The following is a 22,659-nucleotide window of genomic DNA, read 5'->3' as shown; positions in this document are numbered from 1 at the left end:
ATGACCACGGCATCCAAAACGCCCGCGGCCTTTTCCCTGTCCTCCGGCAGGAACAGGCGGTCCATGCCGCCGATCCTCTTTAAATGATTGTAGACCTTTCTCTCCTTGAACCGGAGCTGTTCCCTATAATCCAGCTCCTGGAGCTGACAGCCGCCGCAGGCCCTGGCCACCGGACACCGGGGCTCTACCCGTCCCGGCGCAGGCTCCAGGATCTTCACCAGCCTGGCAAAGCCATAATTTTTCTTCATCTTCATCACCGACGCCTGGATCACATCCCCAATGAGCGCGTCCTTGATGAACCAGGTGTAGCCGTCGGTTTTTCCGATCCCGGCCCCGTCCTCGCCCATGTCCTCAATGGTCACGGTAAATACGTCGTTTTTCTTCATGCTCCGTCCTCCGGTTATTTCTCCTGGCCGTCGCTGGTCCGTCTCACGTTGCTTTCCATGAACCGGTTATAGCCCAGCCAGCCCATGTTGTCGCCTGCGCCCTTTAAGATCTCGGTCATGGTCTCCAGCTTCGCGTCGGCGTTGTCGGCCAGATTCAGGGCCAGCGCCTCGATCAGGGCCGGTTTCTTGGGAGAGCCGTATTCCAGCTCGCCGTGATGGGCCAGGATACAGTGGATCAGCTCATGCTCCAGCTTCTTTGGGAAGCCAGGCATGGCGGCGATCCTCTCCTCCAGCATCTGGACGCCGATGATGATATGGCCCAGGAGCTGTCCCTCGTCGGTATAATCGTTCTCCGGGAACGCAGACAGCTCCTTTGTCTTTCCGATATCATGGAACATGGCGGCCGTTAAGAGCAGGTCCCGGTTTAAGGCCGGATACTGTTTACTGAAATAATCGCACATCTTCACAACGCTTAAGGTGTGCTCCAGAAGCCCTCCCACAAAGCCGTGGTGAACGCTCTTGGCCGCAGAATGGAAGGAGAATGCCTTCATAAAGGCAGCGTCGTTCATGAAAAAGCCGGCGGCCAGCTTTCTGAGGTACTCATTCCGGATGGTGGTGATATACTGGGTCAGCTCATGCTGCATGGTCTTTACATCCTTGGAGGTCACCGGCAGATAATCCCCAGGCCTGTATTCCCCCTCATCGGCCTTGCGGATCCGCTTTACATTTAACTGGAAGGCCCCCTGGAACACCGTCACGTCTGCATCCACGAACACATAATCCATAGCCGCAAACTCATTGATCCCCGGAGAATTCAGCTCCCAGATCTTCGCGTCTACGGTCCCCGTCTTGTCCTGGAGGGTCAGAGAGCCATACTCCTTTCCGTTTTTTGTCAGTGCGATCTGCTTTGTCTTGCACAGATACACCTCGGATATGTGAGCGCCCTCCCGGAATGTTTCGATATATTTCATACTATATGTTCTCCCTTCTTCAATCTCCCGCCGCTTTTCCGGTATCCTCAATACCGGACAGCAGCCCTTTATATGCCGGATCCGTTCTCCCGGCCCCGGACATCATGAGCCAGGCGAATCACCTGGCTCCAATGATCACTTTGTATTCAATTTCCTTATATTCTCCCAGTCCCATTCTCTGGACCGTCACTGTGGCCTCGGTCCCGGCCGCCTGGTCCTCCAGACATGCCTGGTAATCCCGGATGGAGCAGATCTCCGCTCCCTGGATCCTCGTCAGGATATCCCCTGCCTGGATCCCGGCCAGGTATGCCGGACTATCGGCAATGGCCTCTGTAATATAGAGTCCCTTGGGGATCCCCTCCGCCTGCATGGCCTCGCTGACGTCCTGGCCCTTTAAGCCCATATACGGGATCTGGATCCCATTCATCAGCTTCTGGAGGTTTCCTTTATACTCAGATACCGGAAGCGCAATGGTAAACCCCTGTCGGTCCTCTGCCCCATAAAGCTCTGTGGCCCAGCCCACCAGCTCTCCAGACATATTTAAAAAGAAGGTCCCTTTTCCAGTCTCGCAGCCGCAGTCTGTGTAAAGAACGCGGGTCTGACCATCGGCGGTCTGCACGTTCCCAGCCACATAGGAAACAGCCCCCTGCTTTACGGAATGGACGATCCCCGCAGGGCTTCCCACGGCAATCACCAGGTCTCCAGTTTCCAGACTATACGAATTTCCCAGCTCCACGGCTTTGATACGCTCCCTTGCGGCTTCCTGCACCTCGGCTTCCGCCACTGATACCACCGCCAGACCACCCAGGCTGTCCTTCTGCTTTAAGGTTCCCGCCGCCGTACCGCCGTCTTTAAAAACGACCCGGAGGGAATCCGCCTCCTCCACCGCCGCAGCTTCTGTCAGGATCATGATCTCCCCACGGCTTATGGACAGGATGATCCCCGCATACTGGCCGGTGCTCTCCACCGGATTGTCGAACCAGTCCACCTGGTGCTTTACGGAAGATACGGTCACGACACTCTGATCGGCCTCCCTGCCGATCTCCTGGAGGACCTGGTTCATGCCCTCCACCTTGTCCCTGGTCCAGTCGAAGGTCTCCAGCTCTTTTTTTACGATTCCTTCGATCTCCTCCCGGGCTGCCTCCGACTGGCTCTCCGGCGGCAGGGATTCGCTTTCCGCCGTCTGGGTCTCCTCCTCTTTTCCCGGTTCATCCCGCTCAATGGTAATGGTAGGAGCCGGAGTCGTCTCCGGTTCCTTTCCCAGGAACCGTTCTGCCAGCGGCCTTGAGGCTGCAAAGCTTACTGCTGCCACGACCCCGAAAATGACCGCACTTAAAAACAGCCGGAAAACGCGGACCGCAGTCTGCCGTCTGCTGAGCGGGGGCTTTACGATCTTTTCCCTCATGAATGGTTTTTCATTGGATCTCTTTTCGTCTGGTGCATCGGCCATATCCCATAAAACTCCTCTCCTTTCCATTATAGTTTTTTTGCTGGGTTTATGCAACAAAAATATCTCTAGGATATTCTATTGCTTTGTGTTATACTTTGGTAAATGGGCAAAGTCTCTGCCCGCTGTTTTGAAAGGACCTTTTTATGAACCAGAAAGTATTAAAAACCTTAGAATATCATAAGATCATAGAAAAACTGACCGAATATGCCGCTTCGGAGCCAGGGAAAAGGCTGTGCCGGGAGTTGGAGCCGTCCTCGGACTTTGAGGAGATCGTCCAGGCCCAGGCAGAGACCGCCGATGCCGTCGCCAGGGTCCGCCAGAAGGGAAGTGTTTCCTTTGCCGGGATCTCCGACATCGGCGGCTCCCTAAAGCGCCTGGAGATCGGAAGCTCCTTAAGTATCCATGAGTTCCTGGCCGTCAGCTCTCTTCTGACCTGTGCCGCCAGAGCCAAAAACTATGGCCGCCGCCAGGAATCTGAGCTTCCCGACGACTCCCTGGACGAGATGTTCCGTTCCCTGGAGCCGCTGACCAACGTAAACAACGAGATCACCCGCTGCATCATTTCCGAAGAAGAGGTGGCCGACGATGCCAGCCCGGGACTGCGCCATGTACGCCGCCAGATGAAGATCACCGGCGACCGGGTCCACACCCAGTTAAATGCCATCTTAAATTCCAGCCGCACCCTGCTCCAGGATCCGGTGATCACCATGCGGGACGGCCGCTACTGCCTGCCCGTAAAGGCCGAATATAAAAGCAGCTTCCAGGGCATGGTCCACGACCAGTCTGCCACCGGCTCCACCCTTTTTATCGAGCCCATGGCCATCATTAAATTAAACAACGAACTGCGGGAGCTGGAGATCCGGGAGCAGAAGGAGATCGAAATGGTGCTGGCTGCCCTCAGCATGGAGCTGGTCCCCTATGTGGAGACCATCCTCATAAACCTGAAGCTTCTGACAAAGCTGGACTTTATCTTTGCCCGGGCCGCTCTGGCCAGACATTATAACTGCTCCATGCCGAAATTCAATAAGAACGGCTATATCCACATCAAGGACGGCCGCCATCCGCTGCTGGACCCCAAAAAAGTGGTCCCCATCAACGTGTATCTGGGAAAGGACTTTGACCTGCTCATCGTCACCGGCCCCAATACCGGCGGAAAGACCGTATCCTTAAAGACCGTGGGGCTTTTCACCCTCATGGGCCAGTCGGGCCTCCAGATCCCGGCCTTCGACGGGTCAGAGCTGGCTGTATTTGACGAAGTATTTGCCGACATCGGAGACGAACAGAGCATCGAGCAGAGCTTAAGTACCTTCTCCGCCCATATGACCAATATCGTGAGGATCCTGGAAAAGGCCGACAGCCATTCCTTATGCCTCTTTGACGAGCTGGGGGCCGGAACAGACCCCACCGAGGGCGCAGCTCTGGCTATTGCCGTGCTGTCCTTCCTACACAATATGAAATGCCGCACCATGGCCACCACCCATTACAGTGAGTTAAAGTTCTATGCCCTGACCACTCCCGGCGTGGAGAACGCCTGCTGTGAATTTGATGTGGAGACCTTAAGGCCCACCTACCGCCTGCTCATCGGCATTCCGGGAAAGAGCAACGCCTTTGCCATCTCCCAGAAGCTGGGGCTTCCCGATTTCATTATCCAGGATGCAAAGTCCCGTCTGGAGGAAGGCGACGAGGCCTTTGAGGACCTGCTGGCCAGCCTGGAGGAAAGCCGCGTCACCATCGAAAAGGAACGGGAGGAGATCGCCTCCTATAAATCGGAGATCTCCCGGTTAAAGAGCCGCCTGGAGCAGAAGGAGGAGCGGTTTGACGAGCGGAAGGACAAGCTGATCCGAAACGCCAACGAGGAGGCCCAAAGGATCCTCAGGGAGGCCAAGGAGACCGCCGACCAGACCATCCGCCAGATCAATAAGCTGGCCCAGTCCTCCGGCGTAGGAAAGGAGCTGGAAGCAGAGCGCACAAAGCTTCGGGAAAAGCTGGACAAGGTCGATAAAAACCTGAGCCTTAAAAATGAAAAAGGCCCGAAGAAAACCATTTCTCCAAAGAAATTAAAGATCGGGGACGGGGTCAAGGTGCTGACCATGAACTTAAACGGCACCGTCAGCTCCCTGCCCAACTCCAAGGGCGATCTGTACGTACAAATGGGGATCCTGCGGTCTCTGGTGAACATCAAGGACCTGGAGCTTTTAAACGAGCCGGCCATTTCCGGTCCCGGTATGGATCTGATGAAAAAGAACAATACCGGCAGCGGAAAGATCAAGATGTCCAAGTCCTTCTCCGTTTCCCCGGAGGTGAACCTGATCGGCATGACCGTGGACGAGGCCATTCCCGTACTGGATAAGTACCTGGACGATGCCTACCTGGCCCACCTTCCCAAGGTGCGTGTGGTCCACGGACGGGGGACCGGCGCCTTAAAGGCCGGGGTCCATAAGCATCTGAAAAAACTGAAATACGTGAAGGAGTTCCGGCTGGGCGATTTTGGAGAAGGCGATACCGGAGTTACCATTGTGACATTTAAGTAAAACTGACAGGGAGGAACATGGAATGGTTGATAAACAGAGGATCCTGATCGTGGACGACGATGCCAATATCGCGGAGCTGATCTCACTGTACCTGATGAAGGAATGCTATGAAACAAAGATCGTGGGGGATGGGGAATCGGCGCTCCGGGAATTTCCTTCCTTTAAGCCAAACCTGGTGCTGCTGGATCTGATGCTCCCGGGGATCGACGGCTACCAGGTATGCCGGGAGCTGCGCACCGTCTCCCAGGTCCCCATCATCATGCTTTCGGCCAAGGGAGAGATCTTCGACAAAGTCCTGGGGCTGGAGCTGGGGGCCGACGACTATATGATAAAGCCCTTCGACTCCAAGGAGCTGGTGGCCCGGGTAAAGGCCGTCCTGCGCCGCTACCAGGCCGGTTCCTCCGCCGTCTCCTCTGTGCCGAAGCAGCAGGGAGAGTTTGTGGAATATCCGGATCTCGTCGTAAACCTGACCAATTATTCCGTGCTCTATAAGGGCCGTTCCGTGGACATGCCGCCCAAGGAGCTGGAGCTTCTTTACTTCCTTGCGTCCTCTCCCAACCAGGTCTTTACCAGGGAGCAGCTCCTGGACCATATCTGGGGGTATGAATATATTGGAGACACCCGCACGGTGGACGTACACATCAAGCGTCTCCGGGAGAAGATCAAGGACAACGAATACTGGTCCCTCTCCACTGTATGGGGGATCGGCTATAAATTCGAGGTAAAACGATGACACATTCCCTGTACACCAAGTTTGTCCTGGGCTATCTCCTGTTCGGCCTTCTGGGCTTTGTCCTCATCGCCACCTTTTCCTCCCACATGACCCATGAATATCTGGTCCGGGAGCGGTCCGATGCCATGTACGATGAAGCCAACCTCCTGGCCTCCACATACAGCGATATTTACCAGGGAAAGACCATCTCCCTGGATACGGCCAACCCGCAGCTGGAGGCCGTATCCACCTATCTGGGGGCCTCTGCCTGGGTCCTGGACCATAAAGGCGCTGTGGTGGCCGAGACCTCTCCCGCCTCCCATTCGGGAAAGACCATCGAGGGCTTCGATCCCACGGTCACAGGAAACAAGTCCTATATCATCGGGGACTTCTTCGGCATGTTCCCCGGCGAGACCTTATCGGTACTGGCCCCCATCACCGGAAATTTCAATACATACGGCTATGTAGTGCTCCACATGCCCGTGGAGCGGATCCTGGACAGCCAGAACCAGATCCTGAATATTGTATACATCACTGCGGCCATTATCTTCTTCCTGTCCCTGATCATCCTTTTAGTATTCACCAGAACTGTGTATTTTCCTTTGAAAAAGATCACCGCTGGAGCCATGGAATACGCCGGCGGCAATCTGGACCACACCATAAAAGTAAAGACCAATGATGAAATGGGCTATCTGGCCGACACCTTAAACTATATGTCCAGCGAGCTGGGAAAGATGGAGGAATACCAGAAATCCTTCATCGCCAACGTATCCCACGATTTCCGCTCCCCCCTGACCTCCATCAAGGGCTATCTGGAAGCCATTTTAGACGGCACCATCCCGCCGGAGCTGGAGGAAAAATATCTGGGGATCGTGATCTCTGAGACGAAGCGGCTCAATAAGCTGACCGAAGGAATGCTCACCTTAAACTCCTTAGACAGCAAGGGCTTTCTGTCCCGCAGCAATTTCGACATCAACCGGGTCATCAAGGACACGGCGGCCTCCTTTGAGGGCACCTGCAGCGCCAGAGACATCGTCCTGGACCTGACCTTTACCGACGACGTACTGATGGTCTACGCGGATCTGGGAAAGATCCAGCAGGTCCTTTATAACCTCCTGGACAATGCCATCAAGTTCAGCCACAACGGCTCCGTGATCTATATCCAGACTGCGCCCCGGTACGAAAAGGTCTTCGTTTCCGTCAAGGACACCGGCGTGGGGATCCCCAAGGATTCCCTGAAAAAGATCTGGGACCGTTTCTACAAATCCGACCTTTCCAGAGGAAAGGACAAAAAGGGCACGGGGCTGGGCCTCTCCATCGTAAAGGAGATCATCCAGGCCCACGGGGAAAACATCGACGTGATCAGCACCGCCGGCGTGGGCTCGGAATTCATCTTCACCCTGCCGCGGGCTGTGAATCTGTGATCTGAAAATGAAATAGCCGCAGACAGCGGCTCCGGCACCCGGGACAAAAAAGCGCCGCCCGGCCCATCGCGCATCAGACGCGGGGCTGGACGGCGCTCTGCCGTTTCTAGATCTCTTCTGCAATGTCGTAAAGCAGCCGCTCGGACTCCTCCCAGCCCAGGCACGGGTCGGTGATGGATTTTCCGTAAATGTGCTCGCCGATCTTCTGGCTTCCCGGCTCCAGATAGCTTTCGATCATCACGCCCTTTACGAATTTATGGATATCCGGAGAATAGCGGCGGCTGTGAAGGACTTCCTTCACGATCCGCACCTGCTCCTCGTAGCGCTTATTGGAGTTGGAGTGGTTGGCGTCCACGATACAGGCCGGGTTCACCAGTTCCCGCTCTCCATAAAGCTGTAAAAGCAGCTCCAGATCCTCGTAGTGGTAGTTGGGGATGCATTGGCCGTGCTTGCTGACCGCTCCCCGGAGGATCGTATGGACCAGGGGATTCCCGTCGGTGGTCACCTCCATGGTGCGGTAGATGAAATCGTGGCCATGCTGGGCCGCATAAACGGCGTTTAACATAACGCCCAGATCCCCGCCGGTGGGGTTCTTCATGCCCACAGGCACGTCCACGCCGCTGGAGGTGAGCCGGTGCTGCTGGTTTTCCACCGACCGGGCGCCGATGGCGATATAGGACAGAACATCCGATAAATAGCTGTAATTTTCCGGATACAGCATCTCGTCCGCTGTGGAAAAGCCGTAATCCTGGATCGCCCGCATGTGGAGCTTCCGGATCGCCACCAGGCCCTCATACATATTGGGCTTTTTCTCAGGATTGGGCTGGTGGAGCATCCCCTTATAGCCGCCTCCGGTGGTCCTGGGCTTGTTGGTATAGACCCGGGGAATAAGGATCAGCTTGTCGCCCACCTTCTCGCTGACCCGTGCCAGACGCTCCATATATTCGCATACAGAGTCCTCCCGGTCCGCCGAGCACGGCCCGATGATCACCAGGAATTTATCGCTTTCCCCAGTAAATACCGCCGCGATCTCTTTATCTCTTTTCTCTTTTAACTCCACTGCCTCGTCGGACAGGGGAAATTCTGCCTTGATCAGCTCCGGTGTAGGGAGCAGGCTTTTAAACGTAAATGCCATGATGGCCATTGCCTCCCGTTTCTTTATTCTTCCCGGCGTGAAAACGCGCCTCCGATCCCCAGCTCCATTCTGTATTTGGCCACAGTACGCCTGGAAATGGCCATTCCCTCGGCCTCCAGGAGCTTTGCCAGCTGTTCGTCGCTGCACGGGTGCTTCTTGTCCTCCTGGTCCACCAGGGCCTTCAGACGGGACTTCACCGTATTGCGGCTCACATCCTCTCCCGCCTTTCCTCCGCCGGAGATCCCGGTGGTAAAAAGATCCCGGATCAGCAGACAGCCTGCGGGGGTCAGGATGTATTTATCCCGGATCGCCCGGCTGACGGTGGATTTGTGGATCTCCCGCTCGGCGGCGATCTCCTCTAAGGTCATGGGCTTTAAGGGCTCCTTTCCCAGGAAATACCCGGCCTGACGCTTTAAGATCCCTTCCGTGATCCCCTCCAGGGTCCTTCTCCGCTGCTCTACGGCGTTCATGATGAACCTGGCCCGCTTCAGCTTCTCCTCAAAGTAATTCTTTAACTCCTCGTCCTGGGCCGTCTCCATCATATGTACATAAAACTCATTGATGCTGATATTCCCGGCCCACTTATCGTTGAGGCTCACGCTCCACTGGCCGTCCTGATAGCTTAAAATGATATCCGGGAACACATACTGGGCCCGGTCGCCCCCGTAGCCGTTTAAAGGCCTGGGATTCAGGTTCCGGATCACATGGATCAGCTTCCGCACCTCCACAGAGGAAAGCTTCAGCCTCCTGGAAATGGTACTGACCTTCCCGTCGGCCACATCCTGCAGATGGTTCCGGATAATGGTGCAGAGAGCGGCCTCCTGCTCCATTCCCAGCACCTGGAGGACCAGACACTCTTCCAGACTGGAGGCAAAGATCCCCACCGGCTCCAGCTCCTTCAGCCTGGAAACGATGTACTCCACCTCCGAAACCTCCGCTTTAAGAGCCTCTGCGATCTCTGACGGCGGGACCGTGAGATACCCGTTCTGGTCCAGGGAATGGATGCAGAACTTCACGATCCTGTGCTGCTCCTCCGTAAAAGTCTTCCAGGGGAGCTGCATCATGATCATATTCTCCACCGACTGCTCCGTATCGTCGGCCTCATAGATCTCCCCACGGGAATCTCCTTCCCTGGACGCGCCGTTATAAAACCGGTCGTACTCCCGGTAAGCCACCGGCAGCTCCCCCTCCTGGCGGCCGGAGGAATATTCCACCAGAGGATTTTCGATCTCCTCATTCTGTAAAAATTCCTCCAGCTCCGTCATGGACATGCTGAGAATATTTAAGGACTGCATCTGTACCTGGGATAAAACCTGTTTCGCCTGCAAAGATATATCTGTTTTGATCTCCAATGTAACCCTCTCTCCTGTCTTATCTTTCCCCGGCCCGGTACCGTTCCAGAAGCCGGTTGATCCTCTTTGTGGGATTTAAAAGCTCGCTCAAAGAGGAGTCATGGTTTAAGTTGTCAATAATGAGAGCGATATATTTGCTCATATCCACATCGATATAATATGGCTTCGATAAAAGCTCCGGCGTCTGATAGATCAGATTGGTGGTCAGCACCCGGTCGATGACGCCGTTTTCATAATATTCGTCGAATTTCTTAAGGCCGTTGGTAAAAAGTCCGAAGGTGGTGCAGATAAAAACCTTTCTGGCCTTTCTCCGCTTCAGCTCCTTGGCTGTGTCCAGCATGCTCTCGCCGGAAGAGATCATATCGTCAATGATGATCACATCTTTTCCTTCCACGCTGGCCCCTAAAAATTCATGGGCCACGATGGGATTGCGGCCGTTGATGATCTTTGTGTAATCGCGGCGCTTATAGAACATGCCCAGATCCAGTCCCAGCACGTTGGCAAAGAACACAGCCCGTCCCATTCCTCCCTCGTCGGGGCTGATGACCATCATGTGGTCACTGTCGATCTGCAGGTCCTTTTCATGCTTTAACAGATGCTTGATGAACTGGTAAATGGGCTGCACCGTCTCAAAGCCCTTTAAGGGGATCGCATTCTGCACCCGGGGATCGTGGGCGTCAAAGGTAATGATATTCTCCACGCCCATGCTGGTCAGCTCCTGGAGCGCCAGGGCACAGTCTAAGGATTCGCGGCCCGTCCTCCGATGCTGGCGGCTCTCATAAAGGAACGGCATGATCACGTTGATCCGTCTCGCCTTTCCGCCCACAGAGGCGATCACACGCTTCAGGTCCTGATAATGATCATCCGGGGACATATGGTTCTGGATCCCGCTTAAGGAATACGTCAGGCTGTAATTACACACGTCCACCAGGATATAAAGATCGTCGCCGCGGACGGATTCCAGGATCTCGCCCTTGCCCTCGCCGGATCCGAACCTGGGAGTCCTGGCCCCGACAATATAGGAATCCCTCTGGTAGCCTGCAAACGCGATGGTGGACTTATGCTCGCTTTCCCGCTCGTTCCTCCACCCGGTCAGCCAGGCGTCTACCTTTTTTCCCAGGGTCTCACAGCTCTTTAAGGGGATCAGCCCCAGAGGGCCCACCGGGATCGTCTCTATCTGTTTTTCTTCGTAAAGCATATTTTTCCTCCATTTTTCTGCGCTGAACTACATTTTATAACAAAATCCGCCGTTTCGTCAACCTTGTTTCCCATAACCGCGCCGCAGAAGCCTGAGATCCTCGCCCAGAAGGGGCAGGACCTTGTACTGGCTCATGATCCGGGAGGTGACCCGTTCCGTAAATTCGTCCTGCATCCGGCTTAAGGCCAGGTTGGTGGAGATAATGGTGCCCAGCTTTTTTGTAAGCCGCTCGTTGATGCAGTAAAAGAGCTGGGAGGCCGTAAAGGTATTGATGAGCTCCGTCCCCAGGTCGTCAATGATCAGAAGGTCACAGTCCAGGATATAGGCCGCCCGGTCCCTTACCTCCTCCCCGTCCCGGCCGCCGAAGCGGCTTTCCGACAGGATATCGAACATGTCTGTGGCCGTCAGGTACACCACCGAATAGCACTGTCTTAAAAGCTCCCGGGCAATGCAGTTGCTGAGGAAGGTCTTTCCGCAGCCAGTGCTCCCGGTGAACAGGATACTTCCCTTTTCCCGGCCAAAGTTTTCCACATAGGCTCTGCACTCGCCGATGACCATGGACATGTAATCGTACACCGTCATTCCCACCCGGCCGTCGATCCGCTCCCTGTCATAGTATTCCATGGAAAGGGTATCGAAATTCTCCCGTTCCAGCACTTCCCGGATATTGGACTGGTCATAAAGGACCTGGATCTCCATCTGGCGGAAGCAGCGGCATTTTTTTCCGTCTGCAAAGCCTGTGTCCCGGCAGCAGGGGCAGTGGTACTGCATTTCCATATAGTCGTCCGGATAGCCCGCCCGCTGCAGGTATTTTCTCTTCTGCTCCTTCAAAAGAGAGGCTTCCTCTTTGAAGGCCCTGGCCCCGTCCTCGTCCCCCTGAAGCTTTCTCCTGGCCGCCTGGGCCATGGCGGCGGCGATCTCATCCGTCAGCGCCTCCACCTGGGGGATCCTTTCATACACCTCCCGGATCCGCTCATCCTGACGGCGCTTATTTAAAAACTGGCGCTGGTTGTACACCCGCATGATGGCGTCAAACTGGGAATTACTCAGTGCCATCCATTCTTCCTCCCTTCTGCTGTCTCCTTCTCATATCTTCCCATACATAATCCTCATAATTATAGGTCCGTTCCTCAAAGTTCTTAAACCGGTTGGAACCGGCGGGCTTTCTTCCCGTCTCCTGGCCTCTGCCGTTTCCCGGCTCCCGCCGGTCCTGTCGTTTCGACGCCTGCCGCCTCCGGTCCAGCTCCTCCACGTCCCCCAGGGTCTTTACCCCGGCTTCCTTCCAGCCAGTGAGGATCTTGTCGGCATAGGGAAAGCTGGCCGTTCCTGTGGCCTTTATGGTCCTTCCGCAGGCCTCTGTCACCAGCTTACAGTCAAAGCCAAACTCCTTAAACCACCGCTTCATAAATTCTGTCTCCGCCGTGGCCGGGCTCCGCCCTGTGATCCCGAAGGCCTTCATTACCGCCGATGTGTCCCGGGAATACCGCATGGTGTAATCTCTGGCCTCCTCCCTGGTATGGATCCCCATCTGATACCAGTTCAGTGCCACCTTCTCAATATACCGGATGCTGGAATGGCCGCCTCCGGCGCAGTACTCCGCCAGATACTCCAGAAGATCCCCTGACATCTTAAGGCCGTCGTAAAAAAACGCGAATTTTTCACATTCGATCTGGGTAAAGGTCTTGCCCAGATACTGCTGGACCGCGTATAAAAGGGCTGTAAACTCCTCATCCCCGGAAAGGCGCTCCATACGGTCGCAGCTGTTTCCCTCCTCGGGGATCTCCACATCCCTGGCCGCCGCCGCTTCCTTTTCCGCGCTCTGGCGGAGCTCCGGACGGTCTCCGTCTCCCTCCCGCTCCAGAAGGCCGGCTTCCTCCCAATAGGCCAGAGCCCGCTTCACGTCCGCCTCTGTATGGTCCAGGGCGTCGGCAATGGCAGACACGGTGACCTCCTCCCCCTCATGGCGCAGCAGGTAAAGGAATACCTTCACATATTCCCCGTTGGCCGCCGTCATATATGTGTCGATAAATGCATTGGATACCACAGTCCCCTGGAATGCCATTTTGTTTTTCAACCCTAAATTCATGATCCTTCACCCTCACAACTTTCCTGTTTCCATCATAACACAGCTCCACCCAAAAGGAAATAGGCGGAATCATCCACAATCCGGATTGTGGATATTGTGGATAACGTGGATAAGCCTGCGGCATAATCCTGGGGAATTTCCACGAAAATTGTCGTATCCCTTGTATTTCCTAACTTTTCCACATTTGTCTCTTACCAGTTATGTAAATAAAAAAATCCACAGGGTTTTCTTCGGCTAACTGTTGAAAACTCTGTGGATATTGTGGATAACTTACTTCTTAAGGAGATTTTCCCCCACTTTTACTATATCTCCGGCCCCCATAGTTATCAACAGGTCGCCGGATCCACATTTTTCCAGAAGAAATTCTTCAATTTCTGAAAAGCTGGGGAAATACCAGGCATCTGTTCCAAGACCGGCGATCTTTTCCGCCAGCATGGAGGAGCTGATCCCCAGGGTATCGGTCTCTCTGGCCGCATAAATGTCTGCCAGGACCACATGATCCGCAGCAGAAAGGGCTTCGGCAAAATCGTCCATCAGCGCCCTGGTCCTGGTATACGTATGGGGCTGGAACACACACCACAGCTCCCGGTGGGGATAATTCTCCGCCGTGGAAAGGGTGGCCGCGATCTCCTGGGGATGATGGGCATAATCGTCGATGATGGTAACGCCGTTCAATACGCCCTTTTTCTCAAACCGGCGGTGGGTGCCCCGGTAAGCCAGAAGGCCGGCGCAGATATCCCCATCGTCTACGCCCAGCTCCCGGGCTGCGGCAAAGGCTGCCAGGGAGTTATACACATTGTGCATTCCTGGCACGCCTAAAACGACCGTGCAGACCTTCTTCCCGTTCTCCAGAAGCTCATAGGACGCGCAGGCGCTTTCGTCAAAGGCCACATGGGCCGCGCTGTACCTGCTCCTTACCGGATCGCTTCCCACAGTGATCACCCGGCACGGAAGTCCTTTACAGATCTCCTCATATTCCCGGATATCGCTGTTTATGATCAGGATGCCATCCTCCGGCAGAAGCCCTGCAAACCGCCTGAAGGAGTTCCGGATATCGTCGATATCCTTAAAGAAATCCAGATGGTCCGCCTCGATGTTCAGAATGATCTCCATGGTGGGAAAAAAGGACAGGAAGCTGTTGGTATATTCACAGGCCTCGGTCACGAACATCTCCGGGCCGCCCACACGGATATTGCCGCCGATGGCGTCCAGCATCCCCCCTACGGAAATGGTGGGGTCCTTCCGTGCCTCCATTAGGATCTCCGTCAGCATGGATGTGGTGGTGGTCTTTCCATGGGTTCCCGCCACGGCCACCGACTGGTTATAATTTCTCATGATCTGGCCCAGAAGCTCCGCCCGGGTAAGGATCGGGATGGACCGTCCCGCTGCGGCTGCATATTCCGGGTTGTCGGGATGGACTGCGGCCGTATAGACCACCACGTCGGTCCCTTCCATAATATTCTCCGCTTTCTGTCCGTAAAAGAGCTTTGCTCCGTGGGCCTCCAGCTTCTTTGTGAGCTCCGACTCCCTGGCGTCGGAACCGGATACGGTAAATCCCCTTTCCAGCAGGATCTCCGCCAGACCGCTCATACTGATCCCGCCAATGCCGATAAAATGCACATGGCAGGGACGTTCAAAATCTATATGATACATGTATCTGCTCCTCTCGGTATATTCACCTTTATCATAGCACATAAAAAGCAGAAAATCCATAGGATCCAGGCCCTGGATCCCCGCTCTTCAAGCCGCTTCTGCCGCCAGGAACCTCCGCTCTCCCGGGGCGGATGCCTCTTGGCGCTAAAACAGCTCCTCCCGGTATGGTTCCAGCGCCCCCAGAAGAAGCTGGCCCAGGATCCCAACGGCCAGGATCTCCCCGGCACCCACGGTGATCATCATGAACCATACCATGTCCCCAGAGCCATAGGCGTATTTTAATACCCACGGAATGATCAGCGTATTGGCTGCAATGGGGGGAAGGGAGACCAGATACCGGTTTTTTCTGAAAAGCCGGGAGCCCACGGCTCCCATCAGCGTTGCAAGACTCCCGAATACCACGTCCAGGGCTGCGGCCCCGCCCAGGAGATTGGAGATCAGGCAGCCCAAAAATACCCCGGGCACCGCCGCCGGGGTAAAGTATGGAAGGACGCACAGGGCCTCAGAGATCCGGAACTGGACCGGCCCGAAGCTGATGGGGCGGAAGGCCATGGTCAGGACCACATAGACCGCGGCGATGGCCGCTCCCTGGACCATCTGCTTTACGCGGCTGTCCGGCCCCGGGAACCGGCGGCTCCTGTCCTCCGGCCTCCCTGCCGCCCAGACCGTTCCGTCTTCCCCAGGCGTTCCTTCCCGCCGTCTTCCGACGATCCATAAAAGCCCCGTAATAAGGGCCGCTCCCATACTGTCGATCAGAACGTCTGTGACCATTCCCGCCCGGCCCGGTACAAAAAGCTGGTGAAGCTCATCGGTGCAGGCATAAGCCACGGTCACCGCCAGGGCGGCCTTCAGCCATTTCTTCCAGGGAAGCTCCCACTGGAACAGGGCGAATAAAACAGTCAGATGGAGCACCGCAAATTCCGTAATATGGGCAGCCTTCCTTACCGGTGTGGCCAGGAGACCGCACAGATCATGGACCTGCTCCGGCGACAGCCGGTCCGTAAGCCCCACGGCCTCCGCCGTCCACAAAAGCGCTCTGGTAACGCTGTCGCTCATTTCCGTGGACACGTCCGCCGGCTGGGCCGAAAACCAGAAAATGGCTGTCATGATCACCAGCGCCGGGATCCATGCCAGATATTTTTTCATAATACGCATACTCTCTTTCTAAAACATTTTACAGGGAGATCTCACCCCGGGCCCTGGCTCTCCGGTCCTCAATGGAATGGATCACCGGAACCATAAAGATCGCCACGATCCCTCCGGCAAAGCCGTTGTTATACAGGTTCATTCCTCCGTAGACGATGCCCACATTTAAAGCCACCGATGAGTGGAGGAAGCCGGCCAGGATCCCCACGATCCAGCCAAATTCCCCGGCTACGGGAGCCAGGGTCGTGGAGAATAAAAGCGCCAGCAGAGGAGACGGCTGGTTCACATGCCAGTGCTTGGTGAAACCGCCCAGGACCACTCCAAACATAATGGGGGCAATATTTCTCAGATGCTTTCCCGTGGAGCAGAAGCCCACGATGGTAAAGATCCCGCCAATGGTGGGGCCGTTCAGATCTCCTCCCACGGCCGCCACGAACAGGGTGGCGAACAGGCCGCATAGCCCCATATTGAAGGTGGTCGCCGGCCCGCCCTCGCTTTTCAGATAATCGGTGCCGGAAATTCCCGTGGTCTTCAGGATCCGGCCATAGGCGGCAAATACCTCTTTTCCCCCAAGGACCAGGGCTCCTCCCATCATGGACAGGAACAGGCCGCAGAGCACAAAGAGAAAGAGCCGGTTGTTTCCCGTGGACCAGATGAGCCGGGATTCCGTCGTTACTCCAAAGGATTTCATCACCGAAACCACCACTGTGGCGATGATACCGGAGGCAAAGCCTACATTATAAAGAGAATAGCCCTTATGGGCATAGTGGACATGGGTAGCCAGAGGCGGCAGCACAAAGCCGATGGCGATCCCCACCAGGATGCTTAATGGCAGCCTGGCCAGGTATGGAAGCTCTGTGATATACATGATCTGGGTAATGATCGGGGACAGACTGGTACCGTAAAATCCGATGTAAATATATCTGGACATATGGGTCTTATGGTATTTGGAATACAGATACACCCCCAGTAAGATCGCCCATATATTCATCAGATTCTTTCCAAACAGGGAAAATCCGAACATCAGACAGCTGGATGTGATCGTATGGCCGTCCATCTCCATTCCCAGGAAATAGATGGTTCCGATGGCGGCCAGGGTAAGAATACCCGCATTGATGAACGCCGCTCCGATCCCCCCGACGAGGAAATAATCGGTGATCAGGAAATCCGGCTCTTTTATGATCCGCCAGAGTCCTGGTATGATGTCCGAGAGAGGCTGGATCATCAGTCCCACCACAATAAAATACAGCGGGATCAGAGCCAGAAGACCAAATTTTTCTGCACGTATATATATCCTGTTTCTGCCCATACATTCTCCTTTTTCTTCGTATTTCCCGTTTATTTTACTATAAAAACGCCCCCACTGTAAACAGCGGGGGCAAAATTTCCAGGAAAAATACGAACAGGACAGCCAGAAGCTGCCTTCCGGTCAGCGGATCTGGGACAGGATCCCGGGATCCTTGATCCGGTCATCTTCTGCAAACAGCAGGATTTTTGACAGGATCTCCGCCGTCTTCGGATCGTCGTCCACAAAGGGAAGGAAGATCCGTCCCCGGTGCTGGGAGTGGACGGGCACCACAAATACCATGGCATTTCCCATCTGATGGACGACTCCGCTGCCCAGATGGACCGTATACTGCCCCAGCTTTCCGTCGATGAACGCATGGGTCTTTTCCAGACGGACATTTTTCAGCTTGAACAGCTCCAGGCTGCACTGGATGATGGCGCTGCGCATCTCCACCGTGGACCGGCTGGTTTCCGGATCCACGCCTCCCGCATGGGCCGTGCTGACAGCCAGATCCACATCCCGCATCACTTCACTGTATATGACGTCGGGAATCTCCCGTATCCTCAGAGGCTTCATGCTCTTTCTGTCATAAAATACCACAGCTTCCAAAGTCGGAGCCTCAATATCACTGGGAGAAAACCAATCGGCCATGGCATAGATACGGGCCACGATATTTTCCCTGTAATAGACCTTCTGGAGACCGTCCTCATAATCGGCCACCCAGCGTCTGGTCCGCAGGGTCCCCGCCGTTTTCTTCGGCTGGATCTGATTTCCCGCAAACATGGCTGATTCTGTCTTTTCCAGTTCCTCCTCCAGCTTCACATACAGCTCCCGGAATACCTGCTTAAAGGGCTGGCGGATCTGTTTTTCAAATAACAGCCTCTGGTACTGGTGCCAGCAGCCCTTCTCATAAAGATCCCAGGGATGGGCAATGAGAAATCCTGTGTCCTCCTGTACCGGGGTAATGGTTCCTGTCCAGTCCACCAGGCCTTCTCTGGTCAGAAGTCCCAGCGCCGCCTCCTGCTGCTCCCCGGAAAGCCCAGGTTCCCTGTCCGCCTGGTCCGCTCTCAGAAGTACCAGAGGCGTCACAATGGGACCTGCCACCGGATTGCTCTGAAGCTCCAGAAGCTCCCAGGCTTCAAAGACCGTCCGGTCCTCCATGGCCTGCTCCATCATCTGCCTGGTGCGGCTGTACTGGTCCTTCAGCTGCTTATGGACCTCCTGATACCGCAGGACTGTCTCATTCTTTTTAAATCTGGAGGGCACAGACTTTAATGTCTTTCCTCCCTTTTCGCAGACAATGGAGCTCTTCCCGTCCTCATCCACAAAAAGGCGGAGCTTTGTTCCATCCTCCAGCACGTCTCCTTCAAACAACGCCCTGGATTCCTCTGCAAGATGGGCCTCCATACGCAGCACCAGGCGGGTCACATCCGAAAATCCGGCGTTAGAGCTTAAATTCCGCAGAGCCAGCTCTGCCGCCCTGCCTTCGCTTGCACGCCTCTGGGCGCCAAACCGGCGGCTTTCCTTTTTAAACTCCTGGATAAAGCGGTAGCGTTCAAAAAGGACCTTATCCTTCTCCGCCCGGTCCTGGGGAAGCGGCAGGAGCCCCAGGCTCATCAGCAGGTCCTTATTTCTTTTCTCCCGGATCTCCTGGACCAGAGCCTCATACCTGGTATTTCCCAGGGCTGCATCCGCATACTTTCTGGCACGGCCATGGGCCGTTCCGGAGGAGGAATATTTGGCCGCATCGTAAAGCAGCTTAAAATTTTCCTCTCCCAGCTTTTCATACGCCTCAAAAAACCAGTGGATATCAAAGGCTCCGTCGCGCAGCTCTTCCGGGGATAAGGGCGTATATCTGGCGATCACAGACCTGGCGTACTCATCCATCCATTCACTGGTATGGGCCATAAAATAATAGCAGCCGCTCTTAAAGCCCGGAAGGTTTAAATATTCCTCCACCATGGGGATCCACTGCTCTGCATACATGGCCATCTCCACCAGACGCTTTTTTGTGATGTCGGTCCCCTGGAGCGCGCGGCCCAGATCTGCTGCCGTTTCTTCCGGCGCCGGGCGGCAGACCTTCAGAAGATGGCTTAAGACAGAACGGCGGCTGGACCCGCCTGAATAATAGGAATACTGGCTCCGTTCCAGCGTATCCTTCCCCAGGGCCGTTAAGATCTGCACCAGCACTGGGATCCCGTAAACCACACGGATACTTCCTATGGAGCTGGAAAAGGGAGTCTCCTGTTCTCCCCGCTTTAGCTCCACCTGGAGCACTGCCGGGACGATCTCTTTATAAAGCGTATGGGCCAGGGTCATTTCCGGCATTTCCTCTCCAATGGTATCAAAACGGTATTTCCCGTCCTCCGGTCTTATTTTTCCCCGGCCAAAAAACCGATCCAGATCCCCGGGCCTGGCGTCCCGTCCTGCCACTGCGCCTTTCTGTTCCACGAGGCTGATGGGAGAGAGCAGGCTTCCGATCCCCAGGAATTCAAACACTGCCTTATAAAACAGATCCTTGTCCCAGATCCCTCTTACATAGCACTGGACCAGGTCCGAAAGCTCCAGGAAGGAATTTTTCCTGCTCTGGTATCCGGCCAGAGCCCGGTCTCCGCTCCTCTTATCATACCGGGCCTTTAGCTGGAACCGCAGGGCAAATGCGGTTCCCCAGTCCTCTTCTCCGGCCATCCCCAGCCAGGAGATCAGCTCTGCAAAGACCGGAAGATCGGCCGAGCGCTTCCAGACACGTTCCACTTCACCATTCCAACGGCTTTCCTGTACCTCATAGCTCTCATTTTCATCATTTAAAACAGAAACCAGCTTTCCAACAGCGGCCAGCGCCGACGATACCAGCTCTTCCCGGGGCACATATTGGAAAAACAGGCAGTCGATGACCGTCCTTGCCTGGGCTCCGAATCGGAGGCCTTCCACCAGCTCCGTAAACGGCGGCTTCTTTAAAATCCCCTTTCCAAACACCTTTTTGTAAAGCTCCGTATTTTTCCGGTAATCTCCCTTCCGCTGGCGGCAGGCCTGATACAGGTACAGCTCCGTCAGAAGCTTTGTGGACCGGATCTCTTTTCTGTAAAACTCCTCCCACATTTCCCGGAAGGGATACTCGTCCAACGGCCCCATTTCAGGATCCTCCGCATTCCTCCACCGGCATCTTCCAAGCTCTGCTCCCAGGGTCTTTTCCTCTCCCCAGACCGTCGTATACTCCTTAAACTGATTGGCTTCCACAAGGCTGTTTAAAGCCTTGAGCACCCGGATGCATTCCTTTTCCCCATATGAAAACAGCTCCGGTGCCTTTTTGATATCCGTCTTTATTTCCGGAAGGACAAACTCCTTTTTCGTATCATAAAAGCCATAGCCTGGTTTTTTCAGGATATCTTCTCCATCCCCGTCCTTTCCGGTCAGCTGGGCCAGGAGCACCTGCTCCCTTCCCGTGGGGTTCTGGAAGGCCGCAAGGGCCGGACGCAGGACTTCAAATGCCTCCGGAGCATCCTTTTTCATACCCAGAGCCAGATCCAGGGCCCCCATATGGCACTCCTCGGATTTTTCTCCCAGGAGCCTGGCCACACATTCCCGGAGCTTTTCCGGACTCTGGCGGCGCAGCAGGGAAAGGGTCTCCGTGCGGCCCTTTTTATATTTCAGATTCGCTTCCAGCTTCCGGTAATCCCTGTCGTCCAGATCCTCCAGGGCCTTTGCCAGACAGAAGGCTGAGGACACCGTATATTCCTCCGGGTTATGGAGAAGCTCAAACAGGATATCTCTTCTGGCGCGGCTCCTGGGTCTGTATAAAAGCAGCCGGGCGGTCATGGCACGGCTGGCCCCATATACCTGGCCCTGGCCCACCACTGGGATCAGAGCCGCCGCCTCATCCAGATACGTTTCATCCTGGAGCATCCAGGCGATCACACACATACGCGCCGCCAGGTCGGACCGGCTCATGGTCACCCGGTACCAGGGGAAGATGCACGGATCCAGGTCCAGGCCCTTTTTGGGGATGCGTTCCATGGCATTCTTAAAGATCCCGTAGATCTTCCTGGCCTCTTCTTCGTTCTCAAACAGTCCATACGCAGTCACCGGAAGCTTTTCCGGCTCGGAGGCCTCCTCCCGCTCCACAGAAAACCATCCTGTCCGCTTTCCCCAGACCAGATCCGACATGATGGAATACAGGCTTCCCATAAAACCCGGAAGATAGCACGCCATCAGCTCCAGGTCCTCCGGATATGTAAGAAATACCTCTCTGGCCGCCCGGGCGCTGAGTCTCTGATCCTGCAGGGAGCGGTTAAAATAGGAGGCAGTCAGCTTCTGGTTTTTCGTTCCGTTCTTTATCAGCTCCAGCACTGCCTCTACTCCGGCTCCGGCGTCGTAAAAGCCTTTGGCCCAGAGGGCGCAGCTGATGGCCACCGAATCATTTGAGCGGAGCTGCTCCTCACAGAACTCCGGCTCCCGCAGGCACTTTCCCATCAGATGCAGAAGCTTATTGCTGATCCGGTCTGCACTGTTCTCATCAAAGATCCCGATCCAGGTGCCCACCGCCCGCTTTACAGAAGAAAAACGGATCAGGTCATGATCCTCGATCACCTGGAACAGGGAAAGGAATGCCTCCGGGCGGCCGGCATCCATGGTCTCACAGACCGCCTGCCGGGCCCCCTCCTGGAGCCTGGCCGCCAGAAGAAAATCCCCCAGCACCTTATAAAGCCCGGTATCTCTGCTCATGACGATGCCGCGGATCATTTCGTGGCTCAGCATTGCCGTATTATTTTCTCCGTACAGGATCTCCCGGACTGCACGGACCATCTCCTCCCTTCCCAGGTCGATCTGGGCCGCCAGTATCCCGGCATAGGGCCAGCTTTCCGTCCTGGCATGGTCATAGATCTCCGGATCCGTCTTCCCCGTCAGGATCTCTGCCAGACTGGCCTTATAAAATTTAAGCTGGGAATACGCCCATAAAAGACTCACACTCTGCCGGACAAAGGGAATATATTCTTTTGTCCGCAGACTCCTTCTGTACCATCCGGCCGTCATCTGGAACTGGTTCATCTGGTCCAGGGCATAATAAAACTCCTCTTCCTGGCCCTCCGGGACGCAGACCCTTACCAGGCCCGGCAGCTCCCTCTTGTAAATCTCGCTTAATGTCCCGGCTTCCCCGTTTTCCAGAAGACTGGTCATCCACTGGAGAGGCTCGGTCTTTACAGAGTAATATGGATCCGGAAGCAGCTTCTTCTCCATTCCGGTCAGATCCTTTCCTGCCGCCTTCGCCTCCAGGATCCGCTGCTCCGTCAGCTTCTTTCTCGTTTCGTAGGTAAATCCTCCCATACATT

General features: G+C 55.2%; 15 protein-coding genes and 1 pseudogene. 3 read left to right on the top strand and 13 right to left on the bottom strand.

Annotated elements, in window-relative coordinates; genetic code table 11:
* The 3 genes from WIH05_RS02895 to WIH05_RS02885 all read right to left on the bottom strand — a co-directional run.
* The coding region (locus tag WIH05_RS02895; RefSeq protein ID WP_337424949.1) for a TRAM domain-containing protein at positions 1-386 on the bottom strand (386 nt) is incomplete at its 3' end.
* A gap of 14 nt (positions 387-400) precedes the next feature.
* Complete coding sequence (locus WIH05_RS02890; RefSeq protein ID WP_022274094.1) at positions 401-1,357, bottom strand: HD domain-containing protein; 957 nt, start codon at positions 1,355-1,357, stop codon at positions 401-403.
* Between the two features lie 118 nt (positions 1,358-1,475).
* Positions 1,476-2,807: a trypsin-like peptidase domain-containing protein gene (locus tag WIH05_RS02885; RefSeq protein WP_022274093.1), complete on the bottom strand. Its 1,332-nt coding sequence runs from the start codon at positions 2,805-2,807 to the stop codon at positions 1,476-1,478.
* Between the two features lie 143 nt (positions 2,808-2,950).
* Between WIH05_RS02885 and WIH05_RS02880 the strand changes: the two genes are divergently transcribed.
* The 3 genes from WIH05_RS02880 to WIH05_RS02870 are packed head-to-tail and all read left to right on the top strand — an operon-like array spanning position 2,951 to position 7,474.
* A complete protein-coding gene (locus tag WIH05_RS02880; RefSeq protein WP_022274092.1) occupies positions 2,951-5,338 on the top strand; it encodes an endonuclease MutS2 in 2,388 nt (795 codons plus the stop codon).
* Between the two features lie 22 nt (positions 5,339-5,360).
* Positions 5,361-6,071 (top strand): response regulator transcription factor, encoded by a 711-nt coding sequence (locus WIH05_RS02875; protein WP_022274091.1) that lies wholly within the window; start codon positions 5,361-5,363, stop codon positions 6,069-6,071.
* Positions 6,068-7,474, top strand: coding sequence for a HAMP domain-containing sensor histidine kinase (locus WIH05_RS02870; RefSeq protein ID WP_022274090.1), 1,407 nt, complete (start codon positions 6,068-6,070; stop codon positions 7,472-7,474). The genes WIH05_RS02875 and WIH05_RS02870 overlap by 4 nt, the downstream gene beginning before the upstream one ends.
* 106 nt (positions 7,475-7,580) lie before the next feature.
* Here the strand turns inward: WIH05_RS02870 and WIH05_RS02865 are convergent, their stop codons facing one another.
* The 10 genes and pseudogenes from WIH05_RS02865 to WIH05_RS02820 form a co-directional block, all read right to left on the bottom strand.
* Positions 7,581-8,609 (bottom strand): 3-deoxy-7-phosphoheptulonate synthase, encoded by a 1,029-nt coding sequence (locus tag WIH05_RS02865; RefSeq protein ID WP_337424948.1) that lies wholly within the window; start codon positions 8,607-8,609, stop codon positions 7,581-7,583.
* A 23-nt stretch (positions 8,610-8,632) separates the two neighbouring features.
* A complete protein-coding gene (gene rpoN, locus WIH05_RS02860; RefSeq protein ID WP_022274088.1) occupies positions 8,633-9,961 on the bottom strand; it encodes an RNA polymerase factor sigma-54 in 1,329 nt (442 codons plus the stop codon).
* Between the two features lie 19 nt (positions 9,962-9,980).
* On the bottom strand, positions 9,981-11,159 hold the full coding sequence (locus WIH05_RS02855) for a ribose-phosphate pyrophosphokinase (RefSeq protein WP_022274087.1): 1,179 nt from the start codon (positions 11,157-11,159) through the stop codon (positions 9,981-9,983).
* A gap of 57 nt (positions 11,160-11,216) precedes the next feature.
* Positions 11,217-12,215, bottom strand: a complete 999-nt coding sequence (locus WIH05_RS02850) for an ATP-binding protein (protein WP_022274086.1) — start codon at positions 12,213-12,215, stop codon at positions 11,217-11,219.
* The gene (locus WIH05_RS02845) at positions 12,202-13,245 is read right to left on the bottom strand and encodes a DnaD domain protein (protein ID WP_337424947.1); all 1,044 of its coding nucleotides are present in this window, start codon (positions 13,243-13,245) and stop codon (positions 12,202-12,204) included. Before WIH05_RS02845 ends, WIH05_RS02850 begins: the two co-directional genes overlap by 14 nt.
* A 270-nt stretch (positions 13,246-13,515) precedes the next feature.
* On the bottom strand, positions 13,516-14,898 hold the full coding sequence (gene murC, locus WIH05_RS02840; protein ID WP_022274085.1) for a UDP-N-acetylmuramate--L-alanine ligase: 1,383 nt from the start codon (positions 14,896-14,898) through the stop codon (positions 13,516-13,518).
* Positions 14,899-15,042: 144 nt separating this feature from the next.
* On the bottom strand, positions 15,043-15,495 hold the full coding sequence (locus WIH05_RS02835) for a QueT transporter family protein (RefSeq protein ID WP_252207631.1): 453 nt from the start codon (positions 15,493-15,495) through the stop codon (positions 15,043-15,045).
* A gap of 120 nt (positions 15,496-15,615) precedes the next feature.
* Positions 15,616-16,044, bottom strand: a pseudogene (locus WIH05_RS02830) (VanZ family protein); the annotation flags it as partial.
* A 28-nt stretch (positions 16,045-16,072) separates the two neighbouring features.
* A complete protein-coding gene (locus WIH05_RS02825) occupies positions 16,073-17,353 on the bottom strand; it encodes a DUF1576 domain-containing protein (RefSeq protein WP_022274083.1) in 1,281 nt (426 codons plus the stop codon).
* A 120-nt stretch (positions 17,354-17,473) separates the two neighbouring features.
* Positions 17,474-22,654, bottom strand: coding sequence for a DUF5724 domain-containing protein (locus WIH05_RS02820; RefSeq protein WP_337424946.1), 5,181 nt, complete (start codon positions 22,652-22,654; stop codon positions 17,474-17,476).
* Between the last annotated feature and the right edge of the window lie 5 nt (positions 22,655-22,659).

It is taken from the genome of Alitiscatomonas sp. (genome assembly GCF_037242085.1).
Taxonomy (GTDB): domain Bacteria; phylum Bacillota; class Clostridia; order Lachnospirales; family Lachnospiraceae; genus Alitiscatomonas; species Alitiscatomonas aceti.
Note: the sequence above shows the minus strand (reverse complement) of the source record. Positions and strands in the feature narration are given on the sequence as shown.